The sequence below is a fragment of the Novosphingobium sp. ERN07 genome (genome assembly GCF_012641335.1).
Lineage (GTDB): Bacteria > Pseudomonadota > Alphaproteobacteria > Sphingomonadales > Sphingomonadaceae > Novosphingobium.
In genome coordinates, this window is sequence record NZ_JABAID010000001.1 from 157,271 (window position 1) to 178,385 (window position 21,115).

At 58.9% G+C, this 21,115-nt stretch carries 21 protein-coding genes and 1 pseudogene; 10 read left to right on the forward strand and 12 right to left on the reverse strand.

Annotated features, from left to right (window positions below; all coding sequences use genetic code 11):
• Nucleotides 1–3 precede the first annotated feature (3 nt).
• Nucleotides 4–1,278 (reverse strand): lipopolysaccharide biosynthesis protein, encoded by a 1,275-nt coding sequence (locus tag HGI47_RS00810; RefSeq protein ID WP_168850877.1) that lies wholly within the window; start codon nucleotides 1,276–1,278, stop codon nucleotides 4–6.
• 42 nt (nucleotides 1,279–1,320) lie between these two features.
• On the reverse strand, nucleotides 1,321–2,127 hold the full coding sequence (locus tag HGI47_RS00815; RefSeq protein WP_168850878.1) for a bifunctional 2-polyprenyl-6-hydroxyphenol methylase/3-demethylubiquinol 3-O-methyltransferase UbiG: 807 nt from the start codon (nucleotides 2,125–2,127) through the stop codon (nucleotides 1,321–1,323).
• 169 nt (nucleotides 2,128–2,296) lie between these two features.
• Here HGI47_RS00815 and HGI47_RS00820 point away from each other — a divergent pair, with 169 nt between their 5' ends.
• From HGI47_RS00820 to HGI47_RS00835, 4 genes are all read left to right on the forward strand, one after another.
• On the forward strand, nucleotides 2,297–3,478 hold the full coding sequence (locus HGI47_RS00820; protein ID WP_168850879.1) for an acyltransferase: 1,182 nt from the start codon (nucleotides 2,297–2,299) through the stop codon (nucleotides 3,476–3,478).
• On the forward strand, nucleotides 3,478–4,239 hold the full coding sequence (locus HGI47_RS00825) for an SDR family oxidoreductase (protein ID WP_168850880.1): 762 nt from the start codon (nucleotides 3,478–3,480) through the stop codon (nucleotides 4,237–4,239). The genes HGI47_RS00820 and HGI47_RS00825 overlap by 1 nt, the downstream gene beginning before the upstream one ends.
• Before the next feature lie 102 nt (nucleotides 4,240–4,341).
• Complete coding sequence (locus tag HGI47_RS00830) at nucleotides 4,342–4,608, forward strand: hypothetical protein (RefSeq protein WP_168850881.1); 267 nt, start codon at nucleotides 4,342–4,344, stop codon at nucleotides 4,606–4,608.
• Nucleotides 4,608–6,659: a hypothetical protein gene (locus HGI47_RS00835; RefSeq protein WP_168850882.1), complete on the forward strand. Its 2,052-nt coding sequence runs from the start codon at nucleotides 4,608–4,610 to the stop codon at nucleotides 6,657–6,659. Before HGI47_RS00830 ends, HGI47_RS00835 begins: the two co-directional genes overlap by 1 nt.
• 51 nt (nucleotides 6,660–6,710) lie before the next feature.
• Here HGI47_RS00835 and HGI47_RS00840 read toward each other — a convergent pair whose 3' ends face one another.
• Genes HGI47_RS00840 through rfbA form a run of 5 tightly spaced genes read right to left on the reverse strand, consistent with a single transcriptional unit; the run spans nucleotide 6,711 to nucleotide 10,728 of the window.
• Nucleotides 6,711–7,376: a class I SAM-dependent methyltransferase gene (locus HGI47_RS00840; protein ID WP_168850883.1), complete on the reverse strand. Its 666-nt coding sequence runs from the start codon at nucleotides 7,374–7,376 to the stop codon at nucleotides 6,711–6,713.
• Nucleotides 7,377–7,378: 2 nt separating this feature from the next.
• Nucleotides 7,379–8,434, reverse strand: coding sequence for a dTDP-glucose 4,6-dehydratase (gene rfbB / locus HGI47_RS00845; protein ID WP_168850884.1), 1,056 nt, complete (start codon nucleotides 8,432–8,434; stop codon nucleotides 7,379–7,381).
• A complete protein-coding gene (gene rfbD / locus HGI47_RS00850; RefSeq protein ID WP_168850885.1) occupies nucleotides 8,427–9,284 on the reverse strand; it encodes a dTDP-4-dehydrorhamnose reductase in 858 nt (285 codons plus the stop codon). Before rfbD ends, rfbB begins: the two co-directional genes overlap by 8 nt.
• The gene (rfbC, locus tag HGI47_RS00855; protein WP_168850886.1) at nucleotides 9,281–9,826 is read right to left on the reverse strand and encodes a dTDP-4-dehydrorhamnose 3,5-epimerase; all 546 of its coding nucleotides are present in this window, start codon (nucleotides 9,824–9,826) and stop codon (nucleotides 9,281–9,283) included. Before rfbC ends, rfbD begins: the two co-directional genes overlap by 4 nt.
• Nucleotides 9,823–10,728, reverse strand: a complete 906-nt coding sequence (rfbA, locus tag HGI47_RS00860; RefSeq protein ID WP_168850887.1) for a glucose-1-phosphate thymidylyltransferase RfbA — start codon at nucleotides 10,726–10,728, stop codon at nucleotides 9,823–9,825. Before rfbA ends, rfbC begins: the two co-directional genes overlap by 4 nt.
• Nucleotides 10,729–11,075: 347 nt before the next feature.
• On the opposite strand from rfbA, the gene HGI47_RS00865 reads away from it, so the two are divergent.
• Nucleotides 11,076–11,747: a hypothetical protein gene (locus HGI47_RS00865; protein ID WP_168850888.1), complete on the forward strand. Its 672-nt coding sequence runs from the start codon at nucleotides 11,076–11,078 to the stop codon at nucleotides 11,745–11,747.
• A 14-nt stretch (nucleotides 11,748–11,761) separates the two neighbouring features.
• On the opposite strand, the gene HGI47_RS00870 is transcribed toward HGI47_RS00865, so the two are convergent.
• From HGI47_RS00870 to HGI47_RS00890, 5 genes are all read right to left on the reverse strand, one after another.
• Entirely contained in the window at nucleotides 11,762–12,034 is a 273-nt protein-coding gene (locus HGI47_RS00870) for a PqqD family protein (protein ID WP_206065906.1), read from the reverse strand.
• 1 nt (nucleotide 12,035) lies between these two features.
• Nucleotides 12,036–12,911, reverse strand: a complete 876-nt coding sequence (locus HGI47_RS00875; RefSeq protein ID WP_168850890.1) for a hypothetical protein — start codon at nucleotides 12,909–12,911, stop codon at nucleotides 12,036–12,038.
• Nucleotides 12,908–14,032: a 50S ribosomal protein L11 methyltransferase gene (locus tag HGI47_RS00880; protein ID WP_168850891.1), complete on the reverse strand. Its 1,125-nt coding sequence runs from the start codon at nucleotides 14,030–14,032 to the stop codon at nucleotides 12,908–12,910. The genes HGI47_RS00875 and HGI47_RS00880 overlap by 4 nt, the downstream gene beginning before the upstream one ends.
• A 33-nt stretch (nucleotides 14,033–14,065) precedes the next feature.
• Nucleotides 14,066–14,221 (reverse strand): lasso RiPP family leader peptide-containing protein, encoded by a 156-nt coding sequence (locus HGI47_RS00885; protein ID WP_168850892.1) that lies wholly within the window; start codon nucleotides 14,219–14,221, stop codon nucleotides 14,066–14,068.
• 508 nt (nucleotides 14,222–14,729) lie between these two features.
• Nucleotides 14,730–16,577 carry an asparagine synthase-related protein gene (locus HGI47_RS00890; RefSeq protein WP_168850893.1) on the reverse strand — a complete coding sequence of 616 codons (1,848 nt, stop codon included), beginning with the start codon at nucleotides 16,575–16,577 and terminating at the stop codon, nucleotides 14,730–14,732.
• 328 nt (nucleotides 16,578–16,905) lie between these two features.
• Between HGI47_RS00890 and HGI47_RS00895 the strand changes: the two genes are divergently transcribed.
• The 5 genes and pseudogenes from HGI47_RS00895 (at nucleotide 16,906) to HGI47_RS00910 (ending at nucleotide 21,048) form a co-directional block, all read left to right on the forward strand.
• Nucleotides 16,906–17,373 carry a lasso peptide biosynthesis B2 protein gene (locus tag HGI47_RS00895; protein WP_168850894.1) on the forward strand — a complete coding sequence of 156 codons (468 nt, stop codon included), beginning with the start codon at nucleotides 16,906–16,908 and terminating at the stop codon, nucleotides 17,371–17,373.
• A gap of 77 nt (nucleotides 17,374–17,450) precedes the next feature.
• Nucleotides 17,451–18,254: pseudogene (locus tag HGI47_RS23000) on the forward strand (ABC transporter transmembrane domain-containing protein); the annotation flags it as partial.
• Nucleotides 18,255–18,386: 132 nt separating this feature from the next.
• Nucleotides 18,387–19,106, forward strand: coding sequence for an ATP-binding cassette domain-containing protein (locus HGI47_RS23005; protein WP_370521610.1), 720 nt, complete (start codon nucleotides 18,387–18,389; stop codon nucleotides 19,104–19,106).
• Nucleotides 19,107–19,170: 64 nt separating this feature from the next.
• Nucleotides 19,171–20,457, forward strand: coding sequence for a nucleotidyltransferase family protein (locus tag HGI47_RS00905; RefSeq protein WP_168850896.1), 1,287 nt, complete (start codon nucleotides 19,171–19,173; stop codon nucleotides 20,455–20,457).
• A 333-nt stretch (nucleotides 20,458–20,790) separates the two neighbouring features.
• On the forward strand, nucleotides 20,791–21,048 hold the full coding sequence (locus HGI47_RS00910; protein ID WP_168850897.1) for a hypothetical protein: 258 nt from the start codon (nucleotides 20,791–20,793) through the stop codon (nucleotides 21,046–21,048).
• The last annotated feature ends 67 nt before the right edge of the window (nucleotides 21,049–21,115 follow it).

Genomic DNA, 21,115 nt, shown 5'->3' on the forward strand with positions numbered 1-21,115 from the left:
AGGTCAGCCGAAGAAACTGATCCCGACGACCTTGCGCACGACGATCGAAGCCGTGATGCGGCGCACCAGAATACCCGCTGAAACGGCCCAAGCGGCACCCATGACGCCATAAAGCGGCACGAGAACGTAGCTGAGCACACCTGCGACAAGGCAGCCAACGATGCCGAAGGTCAGCGACCATTTCTCTTGCCGGGCCATCAGCAGAATCGATGAAACCGGGCCGGTGGCAATGTTGGCCATCTGCCCAAGCGCGATCAGGCGCAGCGCATTCGCCCCACTGCGGAACTCTTCACCGAACAAGCCGAGCAGGAATTCGGGCGCAACGAGGATCACGATCATCAACGGCGCACCGGCAGCGATCATGGCCAGCGAGACGCTACGCGCCAGACGGGCGACTCCTGCCTTGTCCCCCTGCGCGAGCTTGCGCGCAAAGTGTGGTGCCATGATCGATTCGGACGCCATCATGATCAGGCCGAACAACGCGCCGATCTGAAAGCAGACGCGGAAAATTCCGGCGTCTGCAGTCGTCGCGGTGTTGGTCAGCATCAGCGTGGCGAACCACTCCACAAGGAACACGGTGACCTGTGAACCCAGCACCATCAGGCCGGAGGTGAGCATGGGCGAGTGTTCGCCCACGGGCCACTTGCTGATCAGGCGGTAGACGGCGATGAGCGAAACGACGAGACAGACGACGTTTCCGAACAGATAGAAACCGGCAGCGTAGATCGTCGGAAACCCGCTGCCTGCAAGGGCGAAACCGGCCAAAAGGGCAAGCGCGAGGCCAGTGCCCAGCGGCCCCTGCACGGCTTGCGACAAGGCAATCTTGCCCAGCGCGCGCAAAGTTGATCCCAGCAGCCGCATCGCGGCCATGACCGGGATCAGCAGGCCGGTGACCAGAATGAACGGTGCGGCTTCCCCGCCCTTTACCCAAAGCTCTGAAATCGGGCGATTGCCGAACACGAAAATCGCACCGACGAGCAGCGAGGCGATGAGCGTGACGCCGAGGCCGTGGTGGATCGCCTTGCGCGCGACGCCAAAGTTGTTTTCGACCTTTGCCACCGAGATCGTGCGAACGATCACGATGTCCAGCCCAAGCGCCGTCAGCGTGGAGAACAGCACGCCAGTGGTCATCACGATCGCATAAAGGCCTGAGCCGTGCGGCCCGAACTGCCGCGCCACCAGCCAGTTCAGCGCGAAGCTGATGCCAGCGGTAAGAAACCGCATGGCAAATGCGATCAGCATTTCGCCGCGAACGCCGCCAAGCTTCGCCTTCAGCATCTGCACGTCATTTCACCCGCAAAAGGGCTGCGTTGCCGCAGTTCAGGCTGGATCGCGGATCAGCAGCAGGGTTTCGAAGGGATCAAGCTCCCACTGCGTGGCCAGCGCCGCATCATCGGCAAAGGCGTTGAACGGCTCTACCGCGAAGCCTGCGCTTTTGAGCGACTGCTCATAGGATTCAGGCGTAAACAGGCGCACGTGATCGTCTTGGCCAAACACGTCGATCCGCTCTTGCGGTCCCATGTTCTGGCCACCATCGCGATGTTCGCCCATCTTGAGCGCAATCGGCACCTGCATAATCGCAAGGCCGCTGCCCGGCTTGAGCACGCGTCGCACTTCAGACAGCGCCTTGGGCAGATCGTAAACATGTTCCATGATGTGATTGGCCACGACCAGATCGACCGAATTGTCGGCCAGTGTCAGCCCTTCGAGATTCTGCGGCTGGACATCGTTCATGTGACGATAGCGATGCGGCGCAAGATCATAGGCAGTATAGCCCGATCCAAAGCGGGACCGCAGTTCGATGGACAGACCCTTTTCCGGTGCGAAATGGGCAACTGTCATGGCCGCACCGGTGCCACGGAATGCCGTGTGATGCCGCGTCAGGTAAAACCAGATCAGCCGTTCGCGCGAACCGGAGTGACAAACCGGGCAAAGATCCTTGCGGCGTTTCAACCCGCCAACGACCTGAAGTTCTTCAAGGACGGGAAAGCCGTATCCGCTATCAATCCGCCCACGTGTTGCAGTGCCGCACACTTCGCAGCGGTTGGGTCCGAAATGGACGACCTTTCGACCGATCGCGATGGCCGGATAAGGGATCATCGATCCGATACGCTTTTTCAGGCTCAAAAGCTTATGCTCCGGTGAAGAGGTATTTTCCCGCTGCACAAAGTGCTGCGCGCGCGACATTATCGAATTGCCCGCCGCTGACAATGATTTTTGCTGCAATGCGGAATGGCTTTTGCCAACAAACGTGATTATGCCGTTTTGGATCAGTTCTGCGGGAAGGCGTTTGAAGGTGACGGAAAAGTCCGGGGATGCCGATAATGCAGCGGGTCAGGCAACGAGCCAGCAAGGGACACCCGTTTCGCAAAGCGATGCTGCCACGATCGGTGCAGCATTTGCTCGCCTTGGCAATCGGGGGCCGGGCTTTGATACGGTGCGAATCTGCGCAGCGAGCGCGGTGGTCTTTCATCACAGTCTTGCCATCAAATACGATATCGTGGCCGTAGACTGGATAAACGCTTTCAGCCGGGGCTATACCAACCTTGGCTTCCTTTCCGTCGCGATCTTCTTCGTTCTCAGCGGGTTTCTGGTTACGCCCGGCCTGCTGCGCAATGGTGATGTGCTGGAATATCTGTCACGGCGCTTCATGCGGATCATGCCGCTACTGTTCGTAGTGGTGGCGACAACCGCGCTTGTGATCGGCCCGATCGTTTCCGACCTTGCTCCGGCAGAATACTTCACCCGCCCGGCACCGTGGCTCTATTTCCGCAATCTCCTGACATGGTTGAGCCTGCATCTGCCGGGCGTGACCGATTATGACGGGGGACGCACGATCAACGGGCCAATGTGGACGCTGCACTACGAATGGCTGTGCTACATCACGCTGGGCGTGCTGCAATTGCTGGCTGTCACGCGCAATCGCCAGCTATTTCTGGCTCTTTGGTGCATGATAATCGTTGCAGGCGCGCTGATCTACTTTCGCGTGGTGCCGACCGGCCCGTTCAAACCGCTGCGCCTGTTCGAACTGTTCGGCTATTTCGGTGCCGGATCGCTGATCTATCTCTATCGCGACAAGATCCCCTATTCACGCAGCCTGATGGCGCTGGCTTTTTCGCTCCTGCTTGGCTCGCTATGGCTGAGCATGGGCGTGATCACGGCACCGATGCTGGTTGCTTATCTTGTCGCTGGCCTTGGCATGATCCGGTTTCCGTGGGGGCCGCTGCTGGCCAAGGCTGACCTGTCCTACGGAATCTATCTGACGCACAGCGTGGCTTTTGTGGTGATCATGCGGTTCTGGCCTGTGGAAGCGCCACTGGTGCTGTTTGTGCTGGGATGGGGCATGGCCTGCCTGATCGCGCTGATGACCTGGACGTTCATCGAAAAGCCTGCCTTGCGCTACAAGGACGTACCGGCACGGCTGGTGCGTTCGCTAATCGGCCCGCGTCTGGCGGGCAAGTTCGGAGCCGTAGCCTGATGAGTTCTTCTGTAGCGCGCGTGATCGAACCGCGCGATTTGCGCAACGTGGTGATTACGGGGGCAGGGTCAGGCATTGGCCGGGCATTGGCGCGCGCTTTTGCAGCCAAAGGTTTTACCGTTGCCGCGCTGGGCCGGACGCAGGCCGCGCTGGAGCAGACTGCCGATGGCAATCCGGCGATCCGCCCCTACACCATCGATGTGTGCGATGCGCACCAGTGTCTGAGCGTGTTTGCACGCATCGCGCAGGAGATCGGCCCTGTTGACGTGCTCGTCGCCAACGCCGCGATCTATGACAAGGTTCATTTCCTGGACCAGACGCCTGAATCATTCTCGGCCATGATGCGCACCAATATCGAAGGGGTGGCCAATGCGGTGCGCCCGGTGCTGCCGGGAATGCTCGAACGCAATTGCGGGCGGATCATCGTCATGGGATCGCTGGCCGATGTAAATCCGTTCCCCGGATCGATGGCCTATGCCACCACGAAAGGCGCGCTTCACCCGCTGACACGCGGCATCGCGCTGGAGATCGACCGCGATCGCTATCCCAATGTGCTGGTCAACGAATTCAGCCCCGGTGCAACACGCACGTCGATGAGCGATCATGGCAATGCGCCCGAAGATATCTTCCCCATGCTTTTCCGAATCGTGGAGTTTCCATCGGGCGGGCCACATGGGAAATTCTTTTCGGAATGGCGGCAGGTCCATGTGGGCGAAAGCTGGAAGGGCGCGCTGAAACGCATTGTTCTTCGGAAGAAATGAGCCTGATCGGGTTGCGGAAATTCCATCGAGAAAACATTTTCCTACAGGCATTGGGCAGTGATAGTTGAATGTTCGCCTTTTGTTCAAGCAAGGAGAACATTCATGGAAGACCCATTCCTCAACACCGTCGACAGCCCGATGACGCCCGCCGGAACGTGCTTTTCGATCACACCGCATGATACGGTGGAGTTCGAACGTGCGACCAAGGCCATTTACATCGGCACTGGCGGCGATCTTGTGCTGCGGCCGGTCAACGGCACCGCAGATGTGACCTTTCGCAACCTGCCAGCCGGGTTCATTCTCGACGTTCGGGTGCGCGCGATCCGTGTGACCGGCACCACGGCTGCTGATCTCGTAGGGCTTGCCTGATGGCGGGTTTCGGCTTTGGCTATGGTCCGTCACTGGCCAGCCGTGTGCGGCCAGCGACGACCAGACTGGCCGGGATCGTTCCCGGTGCGGGATGGACCGGAATTGCCGGGAGCGGATTCCAGTCCGTTCCCGTCGATCCTGTCAGGACGGTCGGCAAGCCCGCCATGCGGATGCTGGTCCCGCCCAATCAGGTCTATACGGACCGGATGCTGGTGGGGGTATATGCGGGCGCCAACAATGGCGGCACGCTGATCGACAACATGGGGCTTGAGAAGGTTGTGGTCCATTACGAGGGCCACACAATCGACATTGCCGAACCATCGCTGCAATCCTTCAATGATGCCAACGGCAACCCGGTTACATATTTCGGCTGGTGGATCGAACTGCGCCGCGATGGCCGCGATGGAGCAGCCAACCTTTATTTCGAGGCGGTACCGAAAGACCCTGAGCTTCAACGGCGGGTCATGGGGCCTTACGCATTCTTCCCGAAAGCTGTGCCCCACGATTACGCCGTGGCAGTAGCGCCATCACAGCCGGTGGTGGCAGGTGCCCGCTATCAGTCCGTCACCGCAGCGCTAACTTATATGCGAAGCGTGGAGGCGCATCATCCGCTGATCACGATAACAGAGCCGGGACTTTACGACATTCTCAACACCGGCTCCCCCGCCTATCTGGGCGCGGGATACTGCACGATCGCGGCCGATGTTCCCGTAACGATTGGCAAGGCCGCCTATACGAACGATTCCAATGCGATCATGCGGATCAACTATGAAGGTCTGCGTTTCCGTGGCGAGAACATCACCTTCGACCTGAAAAACGTGTCGTATATGCGCAACGAAGGCTTGCGCGATCTGTGGTTCGACGGGGTAAAGTTCATCAATTCCGATGGGCGATACCATCTTTGGCGCAAGGGCAAGCGTCCGATCCCGCAATTCGGGGATGGTTCGCCGTGGTATACAGAGTGCGACTTCTTCAACGTTTCCTATGCGGCGTGCCGTTCGTCGCTGCTGCGCGGATCCAAGATGCGCGAAGGGTTCAACGACGTAGCCACCGATGGCGCATGTGTTATCGGCAATCGGGTTGACGACTGGGATTCCACGCCAGACTGGCACAAGGACGTGGATGCTATGACCGTGCGCTACGTGGGGCCAGAAGCCACGGCAACGCTGGCGCTTGCAGGCGGCAACGATGTGAGTAGCGTCCGCACCTTCACGGCGCGATGGGGGGCAAACAGCGCGACTTTCCAAGTGAGCGCATCGGAAGCCTATTACCTTGCCGGGACGAATTACGATGTCTCGGATGTCGTCGCCTGGCTCAACGGCCTTGGCGTCGGCTTTGAGGCTACGCTGATCGATGATTCGCGCCGTGCATCGGCCCTGTCATTGCCGGGATTGAAGGGCATCGGCTTTGGCCAAGTGAGCGTAAAGAACACCACGCTACTGCTGGTCACCGAATTCGATGTTCATGCCGATTTCTGGCAACAGAACAGCATTGCCGGTGGCGGGATAGTGGAAAACGTCATCATTGCCGAGAACACCGTCGTGGGAATGGTCGGGCAGGACATTTTCATCAAAGGTGGCGATGGGGCGAAGGACTTCCTCGTGCTCAACAACGCATTCTGGAACAAGATTGGGGAATCGGTTTACGCCACCAACTCCGGCACCGCCAGCCAAGTGCAACAGAACCACAGCCACGTCGTTATTGCGCACAATACTTGGGCTTCGCAGCAGTTCAACCTTCGCACGCAGGACACCTATAACCCCGACAGGTTCTGCCTTTTTGCCAATAATGTTCTACGCCGGATCAATTGGCTCGGCCCTGCCGATGCAGACCTCAAGATCGCAGACAACCATATCTTCGACGGCTGGACCGCCCCTGCACTGGGAGCCGGCACAACCATTGCCGGCAATTACGATACGTTGTTCGTCGATCCTGCAAATGGCGATTTCACGCCTACCGCTTTGCTGCAAGGCATGACGCGTGCACCCAAGGTCGGGCATGATCGCAAGCGGAAGAAGCGCGCGGAAAGTTGCCCGCCTGGCGCTGATTGAATCAGACATCCCGGCTCTGCCGCACAATAGGGCCGGGATGCCCAAACTTGGTCAGGAAGGTGATATCACCAGATAGCTTTTCGGCAGGCCCAGCATGTGTTCAGTCTGGATTTGCGATCCTGGGAAGAATTTTCGCAGTTCTGCTTTCCCCAACAATTGCGTTTGGTCGAAGTATTCTGCAGCGTTGGCATCGCTCAACAAACCAAACGGCGATACCCGAACCAATATCCGTCCCAGTGAACGCGGCAGCCAGTGCACCAGCGGCAGGCCGAAATGGAGTTCGACCGGGAACGCCGGCGAGGGAGTCTGCACCACAAACCGCTTTGCAATGCGGCGTAACTCTGCTGCGAATCCCGCACGCGCTGCGACAGGCACATGTTCGATGACGGAATTGCAAATCACAATATCTGCCGAACCGTCTTCTTCTGGAATATGGGTGCCATCGTAAATGCGGATTTCGATGCCGTTTTCGTCGGACAGCGCCATTGTCGCGCGCCCCATATCTATATTGTAGATGATCACCCGCCGGGGTCGCAGAATATCTGACACCCCGCGCCAGAAGGCGATAGAGCCACCGATATCGACAACACGCGCTCCGACGATTTCGGGAAAGGCTTCAAGAATGCGTTCGGCGCGGCTGCGCCGCAGCTTGCGCTGTATCGGGCGGATGATCCTGCCCCAGAGACGGATCTTTGCCTGCGAACTGCCTTCAACCATGATCAACGCTCCTGAAGCGGTCGCCACCATGCCTCGTTTTCGAGATACCAGCGCAGCGTGCTGCGAAGGCCATTCTCGAAATCATGCTGCGGTACATAGCCGAGTTGTGCCCGCGCCTTGGTCTCATCAATCGCATAGCGACGATCATGACCCTTGCGGTCTTCGACAAATGTCTTGAGTTCGCTGGTAGGACGGCCCTCGGCCGCCGGTGCATCGGGGAAACGCGCGGCCAAGCCGTCGATTTCGCTAAAGGCGCGGTCGACCTCGGCGCAAATGCGATCAATCACTGCCATGTTGGGCAGTTCCTCACCACCGCCGATGTTGTACGTCTCACCTGGCTTGCCGTTCTTGAGCGCAGCTTCGATGCCACGACAGTGGTCCTCGACGTAGAGCCAGTCGCGCACGTTCATGCCATCGCCATAGATCGGCAACGGCTTACCGGCGAGCGCGTTGAGCACGAACAGCGGAATCAGCTTTTCGGGATAATGATACGGCCCGTAATTGTTCGAACAATTCGTCGTCGTCGTGTTCAGGCCATAAGTGTGCTGATAGGCGCGGACCAGGTGGTCGGATGCAGCCTTTGACGCGGAATAGGGCGAGTTCGGCTGATACTGTGTTGTTTCGGAAAACGCCGGGTCATGCGGACCAAGCGAGCCATAGACCTCGTCCGTCGATATATGGTGGAAACGATGTTCGCGCCCGCTGCCTTCATCGAGCCAGACCTTGCGCGCAGCCTTGAGCAGGCTGTTCGTGCCCAGAATATTGGTTTCAATGAACGCATCCGGCCCGGTGATCGAGCGGTCCACATGACTTTCGGCAGCGAAGTGGACCAAGGTCTGCACATCCCGTTCGCGCAGCAGCGTTTCCACGAGATCGGTATCGCGGATATCGCCCACCACCAGTTCGGCCTGTTCAACGTCTGCGATGGTCGAACGGTTACCCGCATAGGTCAGGCAATCGAGCACGATGATGGCATCAGCAGGATTTTGCTTGGCCCAATAGTGGACGAAGTTGCCGCCGATAAAACCGGCACCACCGGTGACGAGCAGGTTAGCCAAGGGCTTTTTCCTCTTTGAGCATTGTTTTCAGGTTCGTGCGCCAATGAACATGGGCATCGCCCAAGAGCTTACGCGTGCCCGATACGTCGAGCACGGAAAAAGCCGGACGCTTTGCCGGTGTCGGATAATCAGCGGTTGCAATCGGAGTTATCGACGGGATACGCGACAGCAGCCCGATTGCCTCGGCCTCCTCGGCAATCGCAACCGCAAAATCGTACCAACTGGCAACGCCTGCATCACGGTGATGGTAGATGCCCGGCTGATCCTTGGCCGCCAGCCTCCACAACGTATCGGCCAGGCAGGTGGCCCATGTCGGCGTGCCGATCTGGTCGGCCACCACGTTCAGGCTTTCGCGTTCGCGCATGAGGCGCAGCATCGTCCGCACGAAGTTTGCGCCGCCCGCAGCATAGACCCAGCTGGTCCGCACAATGATCGCTTCGGAACCCGCCGCATCTTCGCCCGCAGCCTTGCTTGCACCATAGACCGACTGCGGGTTACGCGCATCATCGGGCCGGTAGCCGCGGCCACTGGAGCCATCGAACACGAAGTCGGTCGAAACCTGCACAAGCCGCTTACCGGAATTTTCCAATGCACGAGCGAATGCGTCTGGTGCGCCCGCATTGATCGTGTGCGCCAGATCAGGTTCGCTTTCGGCACGGTCTACTGCGGTATAAGCGGCCGCATTCAGCACAAGGTCGGGCTGTTCGGCATCCACCACGCGGGCGATTGCATCGGAATCAGACAGATCGAGTGTTTTGCGATCCAGCGCCACGCAATCCCAGCCTTCAGGCCGTGTGGCAAGAAGAGCCTTGCCCAATTGGCCGTTCACGCCTGTGACCAGCGCTTTCATGCAAAGGCCTTCACATCTGCCAGCGGAACGCCATCAGCATCTTTCGCTGAAAGCTTTGGCTCGATGCCATCAAGTGGCCATTCGATGCCGACCGTAGGATCATCCCAGGCAAGGCTGGCTTCGTTCTGGGGCAAATAGGGCGCGGTGCACTTATACAGGAAATCGGTATCGTTTTCGAGCGTGAGAAAGCCGTGGGCAAAGCCTTCGGGCACCCAGAACATACGCTTGTTTTCTGCCGAAAGCGTCACACCGGTCCATTTGCCGAATGTGGGCGAAGACCGGCGAAGATCGACAATCGCGTCAAACACTGCGCCGCGCACTACACGCACCAGCTTTCCCTGCGGTGCCGGATTTTGGAAATGCATACCACGCAGCACGCCCTTTTGCGAACGGCTGTGATTGTCCTGCACGAAGGTCATGTCCAGCCCGGCTGCGGCAAAGCCTTGCGAGTTCCAGCTTTCCAGAAAGAAGCCGCGATCATCACCGAACACGCGCGGTTCGATGATCAGTGGCCCGGCGATATCGCACTCGATGATGTTCACAGCGTGCCCTTTTGCAAAAGCAGTTGCATCAGGTACTCACCGTAGCCGGACTTGCGCAATGGCTGGGCGATGTTCTCAAGCTCTGCATCGCTGATAAAGCCCTGACGCCAGGCGATTTCTTCAGGACAGCAAATCTTCAAACCCTGACGCTCTTCGGTGATGCGCACGTAAGTTGCAGCATCCAGCAGCGAGCCGTGCGTGCCAGTATCGAGCCAAGCATAGCCGCGCCCCATGATCTCGACCGAGAGCTGGCCTTCATCCATATAAAGCCGGTTAAGGTCGGTGATTTCCAGTTCGCCGCGTGGCGAAGGTTTCAGATCACGGGCACGATCCACCACCGTCTCATCATAGAAGTAGAGACCGGTGACCGCGTAGTTCGATTTGGGTTGGACAGGCTTTTCTTCGATCGAGTTGGCAATACCATCCCCATTGAATGCCACCACACCATAGGCTTCGGGGTTATTGACCCGGTAAGCAAATACGCTTGCTCCCGATGCTCGTTGGCTGGCATTCCGCAGAAGCTCCGGCAGGCCATGACCATAGAAGATGTTGTCACCCAAAACCAATGCGCTTGGTCCACCCGCGACGAAATCAGCCCCGATATGAAAGGCTTGAGCCAGCCCGTCAGGGCTTGGCTGAATAGCATAGCTGAGAGCGACTCCGAAGGCCGATCCATCGCCAAGGACGCGTTGAAACTGGCCTGCATCTTCAGGTGTTGTGATGATCAGGACATCACGAATCCCCGCCAGCATCAGTGTGCTGAGAGGATAATAGATCATCGGCTTGTCAAAAACGGGCATGAGCTGCTTCGAAACGCCACGCGTCAACGGATAGAGCCGCGTTCCCGATCCGCCAGCAAGTATGATGCCTTTGCGAGACTTGCCAACCGTCGGTACAGTCACGAGTCGTGTCACTCCCAGTCCACCGTTCGCGGGCTATGTTGCGGAGCGTCACGCAAAAAGTGCGAGATCCGCGTTGCCGGTCAAACTACGTTTACCTACCTATTTTTTGCTGCATCGCAGCGCAAACTTGGAAGGTCAACCACTTGTTGGAGAAATGCCGTTACGCAGGTGCGGTAAATACACGTGACGAGCAAGGCCCGCGATGATAATCAGTATCCATGCAGGAAACGCTTGTCGATCCGCTCTCCTTCGGGTGGTATGATTCCCTTTGGCTTCGACGCTATTTCGAAGCGAAAGTTGTTATCAGTCGGGTGGCGCCGGCCCGTCTGGCGGAATTTGACGCCGCCATGACTGTCTTCAAGACCGATCCTGCCTACGAAGTGAAATATGTGCCGGGCTTCCTTGACGAAGACTTGCGCGCATCGATCAAGCAAGCCGTCACCGCCATCCCACGCGACAAGCTGGAATTTCACGAGCTGGAGAAGTTCGGTCGACTTGTGGTTCACGATTGGCCGCCGTTCACCGCCTTGCAGTCCGAAATCACGGGCATGGTGTCTGAACTGGCCGGGGAGCCGCTGGAACCGTGTTACAACTTCCTGTCGCTCTATGCCCGCCGTGGCGTGTGCGAAACGCATCTAGACACGCCCTCAGCCAAGTGGACGTTCGACATCTGCATAGATCAGAGCGAACCTTGGCCGATCAGCTTCACATCGATCATCGACTGGCCTGAGACCGGCGAGGCCCTGGTTGATCAGTGGCAGGCAGTCAAGGAAGGGCGATCGGGCCATGCAATACGCGCAATGGCGCTGGAGGCCGGGGATGCGCTGCTTTTTTCAGGAGCGAGCCAGTGGCACTGGCGCGAACCTATTGCGCCGGCAAAGGGTCGCACATTCTGCGATCTGCTGTTCTTTCATTACATTCCCGCAGGCACGTCCGAACTGGTTCAGCCACGCAACTGGGCGCGGTTGTTCGATGTGCCAGAGCTTGCAGCGATCAAAGGCATCGAATTGGCAGTCTGAACCGGCATCGAAGCTCAGACTGTGGCCACAAGACCCTTTGCTGCCAGTTCATCCAGCAGTGTTGAAAGGTCAGCGTCGAGAACATCTGCTTCAACTTCAAATTCATCGAGCAGACAATCGCGCGCCTCTGCCGCGCTGCGGCCCTCTTCCAACAATTGCCAGAACCGGCCGCCGACCGGATTCAGTCCGAAATAGGTACCGCTAGCCAGATCGAGAAGCATCGTTTCCTCGCCCACTTCACGGGCAACGACGTCTTCCGAAAGCGTGAAGGAGCCGGTCAGTTCCACGTCAATTACCCCTTTGTGTTGCATTTGCTCTTGCATGTGCTGCGATTGCGGCAACAGTGTTCTCAATCCGGGCGAAATCGCGCGGATAATCCAGAGCGAACATCGGACAGGATTCTGCCAGTTCCACCATCGATCTGAAATGCGTACGAACCCTTGCCTTGTCGTGCGAATCGAGCAGGAACGAATGCTGCAGCAGCGCATCGACGCCCGCCGGAACAGACAGCGGCGCAAACGTCACGCAATCGGACTTCGGCTCGTCCAGCAAGTAGATCGCCGCCAGCGGCGCGGCATTCGCCGCATGAGGTATCATCGCGCTGGCTGGGATGCGTGCTTTGGGTGCCCAGTCGTCATCTTCGTCAACATCGACGCTTTCTTCGCCCAGCAGCGCACTGCAACTATCAGGCAGCAAGCGGATCGAAGCCAGGTATGGCCTGACTTTCACGCCATTCCCATCGGTCTCGATAACCATGCCGTCGTCGGTCAGAAAGGCATGGCCGAACCGTGCGAAAGCCGCCGCAAGGGTAGACTTCCCACGACCGCTACGGCCAAGAAAGCCGTAGGCCTTCTCATCAATCACCACGCAACTGGCGTGCAGCACGGGCGTCCCGTCATATGTCCAGAGCAACGGGAGAATCTGGTTGGTGAACAGGTTCAGCGCGTAGTCTTCGGAAACTTCCGGCACGGGCGTGCAGGTGACGTGGCCACAGGCAAGGTCGATGTGAAAATCGCCGCCATCAATGAACCGGACAAGAAAGCCCGCAAGCGTGCGATGGAACATCGTCGATGCTCCTCCATCGTCATCGCGCCAGACATCAAAGGGTTGCCCGGCAATATCTTCCATTTGCTGCGCCGGACGCCACGCAAGCGCGTAATTCATGCGGTGTAGTCCGCAAGGGCATCCTTCACGAAGCGCGCAGTCTCGTCAGCGCTGGGGAACAACGCGGGATGTTCCCGGAGGATAGCCTGCTCTATCTCCTGTCCGGTCAGGCTCTGGTCAAGGTAGCCCAGAACGACCGAGAGTGCGCGTCCGCGATCGTTCAACCGGCGCGGCGCGGCGTGAGGCTTGAGACGCTCACCCGCCGACATGGGCATTGCTGCCCAGTTGGAATAGCGCTGCAACCACCCGGTTGCGGGATCGCGGACGCTCCACGCGATGATGCCGTTGCGGTGGCTCAAGCGCACGGACACATCGACCTTGCTGCCAGCCGTAACAGCCAGCGGCTGGTCGAACCCAAGGAATATCTGGTGACGGCAGATCGCATCGCGGGCCAGGGGCGAATTGCTCATGCTTACGCCGCCGCCCAGTTCGCAGACGAACCAGCCGCCAATCCCATCGAGCACGCCATTTTCGTCGATTTCCAGCGTTGCCTTGAAAACCAGCGTTTCGGGAGCGTCGTCGCCCAATACGACGTGGCCTGAAACGACAGGCGCAGTGGCGATATCTGTCGGCACGAGATCGACGGCATGTTTGGTGTTGACCGCATAGCTGCGGAGCCAGGCATAATCGCCGGGAACATCGTCGGTTTCCCAACGATCCAGCATCTGCCTGCAACCTTCCGAACGAACCCCGGCAAGATAAAGCTCAAGCCGTTCGGGTATCATTCGCCCGCCGGGCTTCAGAAAGCGCCGCCGAGCATCGGCCATCAGATGTACTATGCTGTAATCGACGCCAAAATAGCCCACGTGATCGCATATCAGAACATCGACCTTTTCGGGCAGTTCCGCCCTGAAGGTCTGGTCGTGAATGCAGTGATAGCGATCGCCCAGACCGGCGCGGTCAGCGGTTTCGCGGGCTATATCAATGGCATCGGTGGCATCGATGCCCCACGCCTTTGCGGCCCCGGCTTTCAGGCACATCATGCCCAGAATACCGAAGCCACATCCGAGATCGACTACAGTGTCGCCTTGCGCAACGACCTGATCAATTGCGTCGCCATAACGGGCGACGCGACGTGTATCGACCAGATAACCACGGTGTTCGGAAAGTGTGTCGGACACCAGCCAGTACTACTCAAAAAGCGTGAAGGCTGATCAGACGCCCATCATGTTGAGCATGAGCATGGCGTCAGAACCGGCTGCCGACATACCGCCGGTCAGTTCACGGACCGAACCGTAAACAGTCAGCGCCGGACGTGCATAAGCGCGGCGGGCAGCAACGTTGCGAACGTTCGAGTTACGGTCGGTCACATCTATTCTCCAAGCCAAGTCTCAACGTTTTCAGCCGATTTAGTCTTCAAATGGACGTGTCGGATTCAGAACGAAGATAACAAAAAGAGCGTTAACACTTAAGTAAACGACAAGACCAATTTGGGCAAGTTTTTTGCGGCGCACAAGAATGCCCCAGCAACCCGAACCCCATCAAATACACAAACGAAACATATGATTTATAACAATAATTTTTCCGCCGGCAACCTTGCGCATAATAACATAATTCCTCGAATTTGGCGAAAACTATTCCATTAGATACTATCTATAGTTTATATTATTACTTGTATAATATATCGTTCGTTTAACCCAAGGATATGTTTGGCGTAAAACGGGAGCACCCGCCGCATTCGGCTCGCCATGATTCGTGGAATCGCGGGTAGGGTGTGCCCTAGCTGCGCGTCAGACCGGCACCCAACGGCAGTATTGCTGCGATGCAACGCAGGCCGACAGGACCACCTAGCCCTTAGGGCAACTCTTTGGGCAGCTCTCAGGCTGAGGTAAGCGCCTTCAGGCGATACCAGCCGAAAATGCGCCACAACTCCCATATGCCATCAGCACTGGTCCGATAGGTATTCCAGAGGCTGGCCAAGCCTTCGGGGCATACCTCTTCCGGTGCCGCAGCGGGCAGTTCCTGTTCGAAGAACGGGGCAAGCTGCGCGAATTGGTGCTCGAACGTAAAGCTGAACTCGGCCTTGCTGCGGCGATCGAGCACGGATCGCGGCAAATCCTTCTGCAAGGCCTGAATGTGAATGTGCTTTCCGTAACCATCACGGTAAAGGATCGTTTCGGGCAGGGCGCTGATGAACTCGAAATACTTGCGGCTATACATCGCCGTACGCATTTCCACACCGAGGCGCGCCAGCATACGCGCATTGATATCGCGGATCGCATCATAGCCGGGATCGCGCAACTCGCGCCACAGGCGCCGCTTGGATGGATTACGGATTTTCCATGAATCCTCCGACAAACGGAACTGTTCGCGCCGCTCGGCCAACTGATCGCGCAACGGGCGAACAACCCAGTGCGGCCCCTTGCCAAGATGATCCGGCCACGGTTCACGATGGCGGTGCAGGTGCCGCATCGCCGCATCGAACGACAGGGGGGCCAAAGGCCGCAGCCCATACCGGAACAGGCGCTGCGCCACATAGGGCAGGCCGTTGCGCTTTCCCATCAACTGCAATTCGCGAGAGAGCGTCCCGAACCTGCCCGCGCGCAGCAATTCATGGATAAAATAGGCCGAACCACCGACGAACTCATCTCCGCCTTCACCGTCCAGCACGACACGACAACCGTGATCGCGCATCATTTCCGCTTCGGCAAACATGGATTGCGCATTGGGAAAGAACGGCATGTCGCGATCCATCGCGATGTGCTGTTCGAACCATGAGATGTCAGCACAGGTCCGTGCCTTTTCGTGGATCGGAACGCCAAGAAAGCGTCCGACATCGCGCGCATAGTCGATCTCGTCGGAAATCGTCCCGGGGACGCCCGAAAGCGTGAAACCCAGCGCATCGGGAGCCTGCAGCCGCCCGCTTTCCTTCAAGCGCCGCGCCAGCGCGAAGATCGCGGAGGAATCGTGTCCACCGCTCACCTCGCAACCAATCGCCACTTGCGAGCGCGACGCCCGGCGCACGCAATCCATCAGCAGTTCGCGGTATTGTTCGTAGTAATCCTCATCGCGCTTGTATCGGATCGAATAATCCAGCGGCAACGACCAGTATTCCCACACGCGTGGCCCCGATGCGCCGACCAGCATCGCGGATGCCAGCGGCATTCGCATGACCCCGGCCCACACCGTCTCGTCACGCGAATAGAACTCGCTCGCAAGGTTTTCGGCCATGCGATAAGCATTGGGCTTCTGCTGGAAATCCCCGGCAGCCAGCACACCGGCAACGTCTGTCGCCACCACAAGCCGCAGTCCATCCCAATGGTAATGCAACGGGCGCATTCCCAGATGATCGCGCACGCACATCACCTTGCGGCGGTGCCCATCCCAGATGACGATGCCGTATTCACCCTCGAAATGGTGGATGCAATCCTCGCCCCACTGGTCATAGGCATGGAGGATCAGTTCTGCGTCAGAATGGTTGCGGAGCCTTGCGCGCCTTGCTTCAAGTTCGGTGCGCAACTCGTCTGGATTGGCCAGCCAGCCATCCATGACCAGCCCCTGCATCCCGTCCGCGCTCAACCACGGTTGCGGGGCCTCAGCCGAACCGGGTGTGGTGTGAAACGCGCAGTGCCCTAGCGCCACGCCGTCACTCACATGATGATGGATTCCGTCGTGTGCGCGAAAGTCCATTGCAACGGTCATCCGCCGGATCGCAGCTTCGTCCACTGGACGTCCGTCAAATCGAACGATCGCTGCAAATCCGCTCAAGTCGATACTCCGCATTGAAAATGTGGGGCCAAGGCTGCCCTCTTGTGCACTGGACGCAGTCTGTCAGCCTTCGCCGTTCCGGCACGGTTGCGCACCGGAAGCCAATGCGGGGATTGATTCACCACCTCCCGCGCTTTAGCAAGATCGATGTATCCGCGATCGGCTCGGATCATGACCGGACCCGCTTTTACCCATGCCAAACCCTGCGCCAGATCTCGTAGCGCCAGATTCTAAAGGGCCAAATTCTACAGCGACTACCCGGCTGGAACGCCCCGCACAGGTCAAAGTGCCCCTTGCGCACGTTCTGCACGAACTGCCCGCCCTTGCAGCGGCTGGTCCGGTGCGCGCGCTCGATATCGCGCGGGCAGCAGCCGAACTTGCTTTCGCCCGCGTACTGCTGGCGCGAAAAACGGTGCGACAACTCGGCATCCCGGATCTCACGCCCGCTCCCTCCCCCTCATTCCAGCCCGACCAACAGCAGCAAGCGCAACTGGATCGTATCGCCAAGGCCATCGCCATCGCCGTTCCGCGCGTGCCCTGGCGGTCAGACTGCTTGGTGCAATGCCTCGCTGCCAGACGCTGGCTTGCGACGTTCGGCATCCCCGCCCGCATCCAGATCGGCATGAAGCGTGAGCCGCGTGATGGGTGTAAAGACGCCCTGCTTGCCCACGCATGGCTGGCCGTGGGCGATATTGTCGTGACCGGTGGCGACGTTTCAGACTTCGCCGCATTTGGCGATCGCGCACAGACCTGAATGTCCCGCCCTGAATACAGCCACTTTACCCTAATACCTTACGGGAAACTCCTCTGAACACCGCTCTGCAAATCGTCATGAGCCAGATCGACAAGCGCCGCGCTGCGCTGCTGCTCACGCTTTCGCTGGCCTCTGCTGCGACAGAGAGCATCGGCCTGATCCTGCTTGTTCCGATCCTTGCGGTGATGACCGGACAGACCGCGCTGCCCGGCATCCTGAGCGATTTCGTGGCAAGGCTGGGCGGCAAGGATGCCCTAGGCACCATGCTGGCGCTGTTCGTCGTCCTGATCGGTTTGAGAGGCGCGCTCAATCTCGCACGGACACTCGTCAGCCTGCGGGTGCAGCGCGAATTGATCGACGGCTTGCGGCTGCGCGCGTGGCGTGCGTTGCTCCACTGCGACTGGCGCGTGCTTTCGGGAATGCGGCAGACGGGCAATGCCAATCTGCTGCTCACCACGCTGGATCGCGTCGGTCACGGTATCGAACGCCTGCTGACGGCTGGGGTCACGATCATCACGCTGGCGGGCGTCGGGATTGCGGCCCTGGCCATATCGCCGTTGCTCACCGCGGGCGCACTGGTTGGCGGTAGCCTTGTCATCCTCGCCTATCGCGGAATGCGCCGCCGCGCGCAGCGCCTTGGCATGGCTCTGGATGGCGTTTACGACCGGATTCATGCGGAACTGACCGAGGGCCTATCTGCCCTGCGCATCATCAAGAGCTTCGGTGCCGAGGCTCGCACCGAGGATCGTTTGCGCCGCGAACTGGGCGCACTCCATCGGGCAGAGCGCCACTTTCTGCGGGACAACGAACTGGGCCAACTGGCCATGCAGGTCGGCAATGCCACCTTTCTCGCAATCGTCGTGTGGATTGCGCTGAAATACTGGCATTTTGATGTGATGGACATGCTGCCGATGATCGCGCTGTTCGCGCGTGGCCTGCCATTGCTGCTGACCCTGCAGGGCTGCTTACAGGACATTGCCTATACTCGTCCGGCGGTGGATTCCGCTGCAGCGATGATCACCGCCGCCGAAACTGCGCGGGAAGCCGAGGCGGACAGCAGCATCGTGTTGCCCACTGTGACCCGCGAAATCGCGTTGCGGAACATCACCGTCCAATTCGAAAGTCGTGCCCGCCCGGCGCTTGATCGGATCAGCATTGATCTGCCGGTGCGCACCATCACCGCACTGACTGGCCCTTCCGGTGCCGGTAAAAGCACTTTGGCGGATGTCATCGGCGGCTTGCTCACGCCAGATGCTGGCCAGCTCACGCTTGACGGACAGCCGCTGGACCCGTCCTTGCGGCGGGCATGGCGCTCGCACGTCACTTATGTGCAGCAAGTGCCGATCCTGTTCAGCGGCACCGTGCGCGACAATCTGCTGTGGGCCAGCCCTGATGCCAGCGACGATGCCTTGCGCACTGCGCTGGCCGAAGCGTCGGCGGACTTCGTGCTGCGTCTGCCGCAAGGGCTGGACACGAAAGTGGGCGAACATGGCCATCAGTTTTCCGGCGGCGAACGCCAGCGCATCATCCTCGCCCGCGCCATGCTGCGTGCACCGGATCTGCTCATCCTTGATGAAGCCGCCAACGCGCTCGACCGCGAAAACGACGCCGCGATTGCCCGCACCATTCAGGCCCTGCGCGATCGTTGCACGGTGCTGGTTATCGCGCATGGCGGCGCGCTTGAGGACATTGCTGACCGCACCGTGCGCATCGTTGGCGGCGTCATCGACTAGATAAGGGGCGCTCCTGCCTTTACGCCAAGGGGGAAAGCCCATAGGGTCCGCCCATCCGAAAGCGATGTCCCTGACCCGTGAAGCGACCGATTTGAACGATTTTCCCGCCCGGACAGAAGCTTCGGCTTGCCGCAGCGCAACGCTTTCCCGCTCGGCCAGTGTGCTGCTGCGCCTTTGCGCCGCGCCGGAGGCAGATCTGGCCGCAGACTTTGCGGCGCTTTCCGAAGATGATTGGTACGATCTGGTCGAACAGGCCATTCCCAAGCGCGTCGCAGCCCTGCTTGATCGTGCTTTGCAGCGGGCCAATTGCTTCGCTCTCCTGCCCGAAGAATGCCACGATGCGATGGTGCATGAACGGCGGCGGCTTTCCATGTCTGCCTTCGGACACATGATTTCGCTTACCGATACGATTTCCTTCCTGAAATCTCACGATATTCCTGCAATCGCCCTCAAAGGTGCGCGGCTTGCCTATCGCGATTATCCCGATGCACGGCTGCGCCCCTTGCGCGATCTCGATCTTCTTGTCCCGGCGGATCAGGCCGAACAAGCCCAGCAGCTTCTCATTTCCAGCGGCCGTTATGAAATTGCGCCTTGGGCGGAATTCTACGGTGTCGAATTCGGCCACCAGCTTCCCGAACTGGTGGACCGGAAACATGGCATCAGCATCGAAATCCACCACCGTCTCAACGCGCGCGACTGGGCGGAAGAGCCGCACTTGGTCGCAATGGTTTTCGCGCAGGCCGAAGGTTTCGATGTTTCGGGCACAACGGTGCTGGTGCCATCCATGCACGCTAACTTCCTGCATCTGGTGGAGCACGCAACGCTTCATCATATGTTTGAAAATGGCCCGATAACCTTGGCGGATCTGCACTTTGCCGCGCAAACCGGAAAGATCGACTGGCCCCTGCTCATTGCACAGGCAAATGACATGGGGCTTGCGCGCGCCCTGCAATTGATCGCAGCGGTGGCCTTGGCCCACGGAGCCACATGGGTACCAAACACGCTGCTGCTGCACGTGCCGGCCGATCTGGCTGGCCACCTCGATGTCTGCACCGCCGCAATGCTTCGCGATGAAAGCCTTGCCGAACACGCATCGATGTTACGCGGCATTTCCTTGCGCAAGGGGCAGTCCCCCGGCTGGGGGGCAGCAATTCGCGCCGCTTTGACCCCTGCCCCGCTCAAACTGGCTGGCCTCCTTCGCGTAAAGGGCAGCAACCCCCTTCGCTGGCTTGCCTATCCGCTGTGGCTGTTCCTACGCGGCAAGGCCTATCTCGCCGCACGACGGGCCGAGATCGAACCCGGCAGCGCCGTGCAAGAAGTCGAGACATTGCACTGGCTCCGCAACGGCTGACCTGTTCCACCCTGTTTCGGCACATCCCGGAAATCGTAAAAAAACAAACCATTCAGGGTGTTTTCAAGGCAGTTTGCATTGCACTGCAAAATCCAAAACGGCACAATTGTGCGGAATGTGCGTTGAACGCTCGGAATGCCGTTTTGCGCGGTATTGCCCTACAGTCGCAGTCAATTCCGCCCAACACCGCCACTTTCAACCTCACTTTGGTTAGGGCAAAAGCAATCCAAATCAGGGTTAATACGTAGTTTTAGTTGCGAATCATTTTGCATTGCGGTATTCGACCGGCGAGAGGGCGGTACACGGAAGCGATACTGCTTAGGAGATTTGAGCATGAAGATTGCACGCATTGCATCGGCGCTTGCCGCCACGGCTCTTATGGCCGCTCCCGTTGTGGCCGAAGCCGGCACCCGTGCCAGCAGCTCGTCGGTCTATCCGGCTGCCAGCTACTCGGCCAGCCGCGCCACCACTTCGGTGAGTGCAGACAACAACCTGCTCCCGTTCCTGTGGATCATCATCATCGTAGCCGTTGGTTCGGTGGCTTATGGTGTGTCCAAGGCTGTCGATAACGGCACGAACGGCGCAAACTGATCTGATCAGCCGGAATTTTAAAAACCCGGTCGCTGAAAGGCGACCGGGTTTTTTCTTGTCCGTCACC

Excerpts from the sequence above, each read along its gene's own strand:
- HGI47_RS00825 (WP_168850880.1), top strand. The coding sequence starts at position 3,478 with ATGAGTTCTTCTGTAGCGCGCGTGATCGAACCGCGCGATTTGCGCAAC.
- HGI47_RS00830 (WP_168850881.1), top strand. The coding sequence starts at position 4,342 with ATGGAAGACCCATTCCTCAACACCGTCGACAGCCCGATGACGCCCGCC.
- HGI47_RS00905 (WP_168850896.1), top strand. The coding sequence starts at position 19,171 with ATGTCCCTGACCCGTGAAGCGACCGATTTGAACGATTTTCCCGCCCGG.
- HGI47_RS00875 (WP_168850890.1), bottom strand. The coding sequence starts at position 12,911 with ATGAATTACGCGCTTGCGTGGCGTCCGGCGCAGCAAATGGAAGATATT.
- HGI47_RS00865 (WP_168850888.1), top strand. The coding sequence starts at position 11,076 with ATGACTGTCTTCAAGACCGATCCTGCCTACGAAGTGAAATATGTGCCG.
- HGI47_RS00810 (WP_168850877.1), bottom strand. The coding sequence starts at position 1,278 with ATGCTGAAGGCGAAGCTTGGCGGCGTTCGCGGCGAAATGCTGATCGCA.
- HGI47_RS00835 (WP_168850882.1), top strand. The coding sequence starts at position 4,608 with ATGGCGGGTTTCGGCTTTGGCTATGGTCCGTCACTGGCCAGCCGTGTG.
- rfbD (WP_168850885.1), bottom strand. The coding sequence starts at position 9,284 with ATGAAAGCGCTGGTCACAGGCGTGAACGGCCAATTGGGCAAGGCTCTT.
- HGI47_RS23005 (WP_370521610.1), top strand. The coding sequence starts at position 18,387 with ATGATCACCGCCGCCGAAACTGCGCGGGAAGCCGAGGCGGACAGCAGC.
- HGI47_RS00910 (WP_168850897.1), top strand. The coding sequence starts at position 20,791 with ATGAAGATTGCACGCATTGCATCGGCGCTTGCCGCCACGGCTCTTATG.
- HGI47_RS00840 (WP_168850883.1), bottom strand. The coding sequence starts at position 7,376 with ATGGTTGAAGGCAGTTCGCAGGCAAAGATCCGTCTCTGGGGCAGGATC.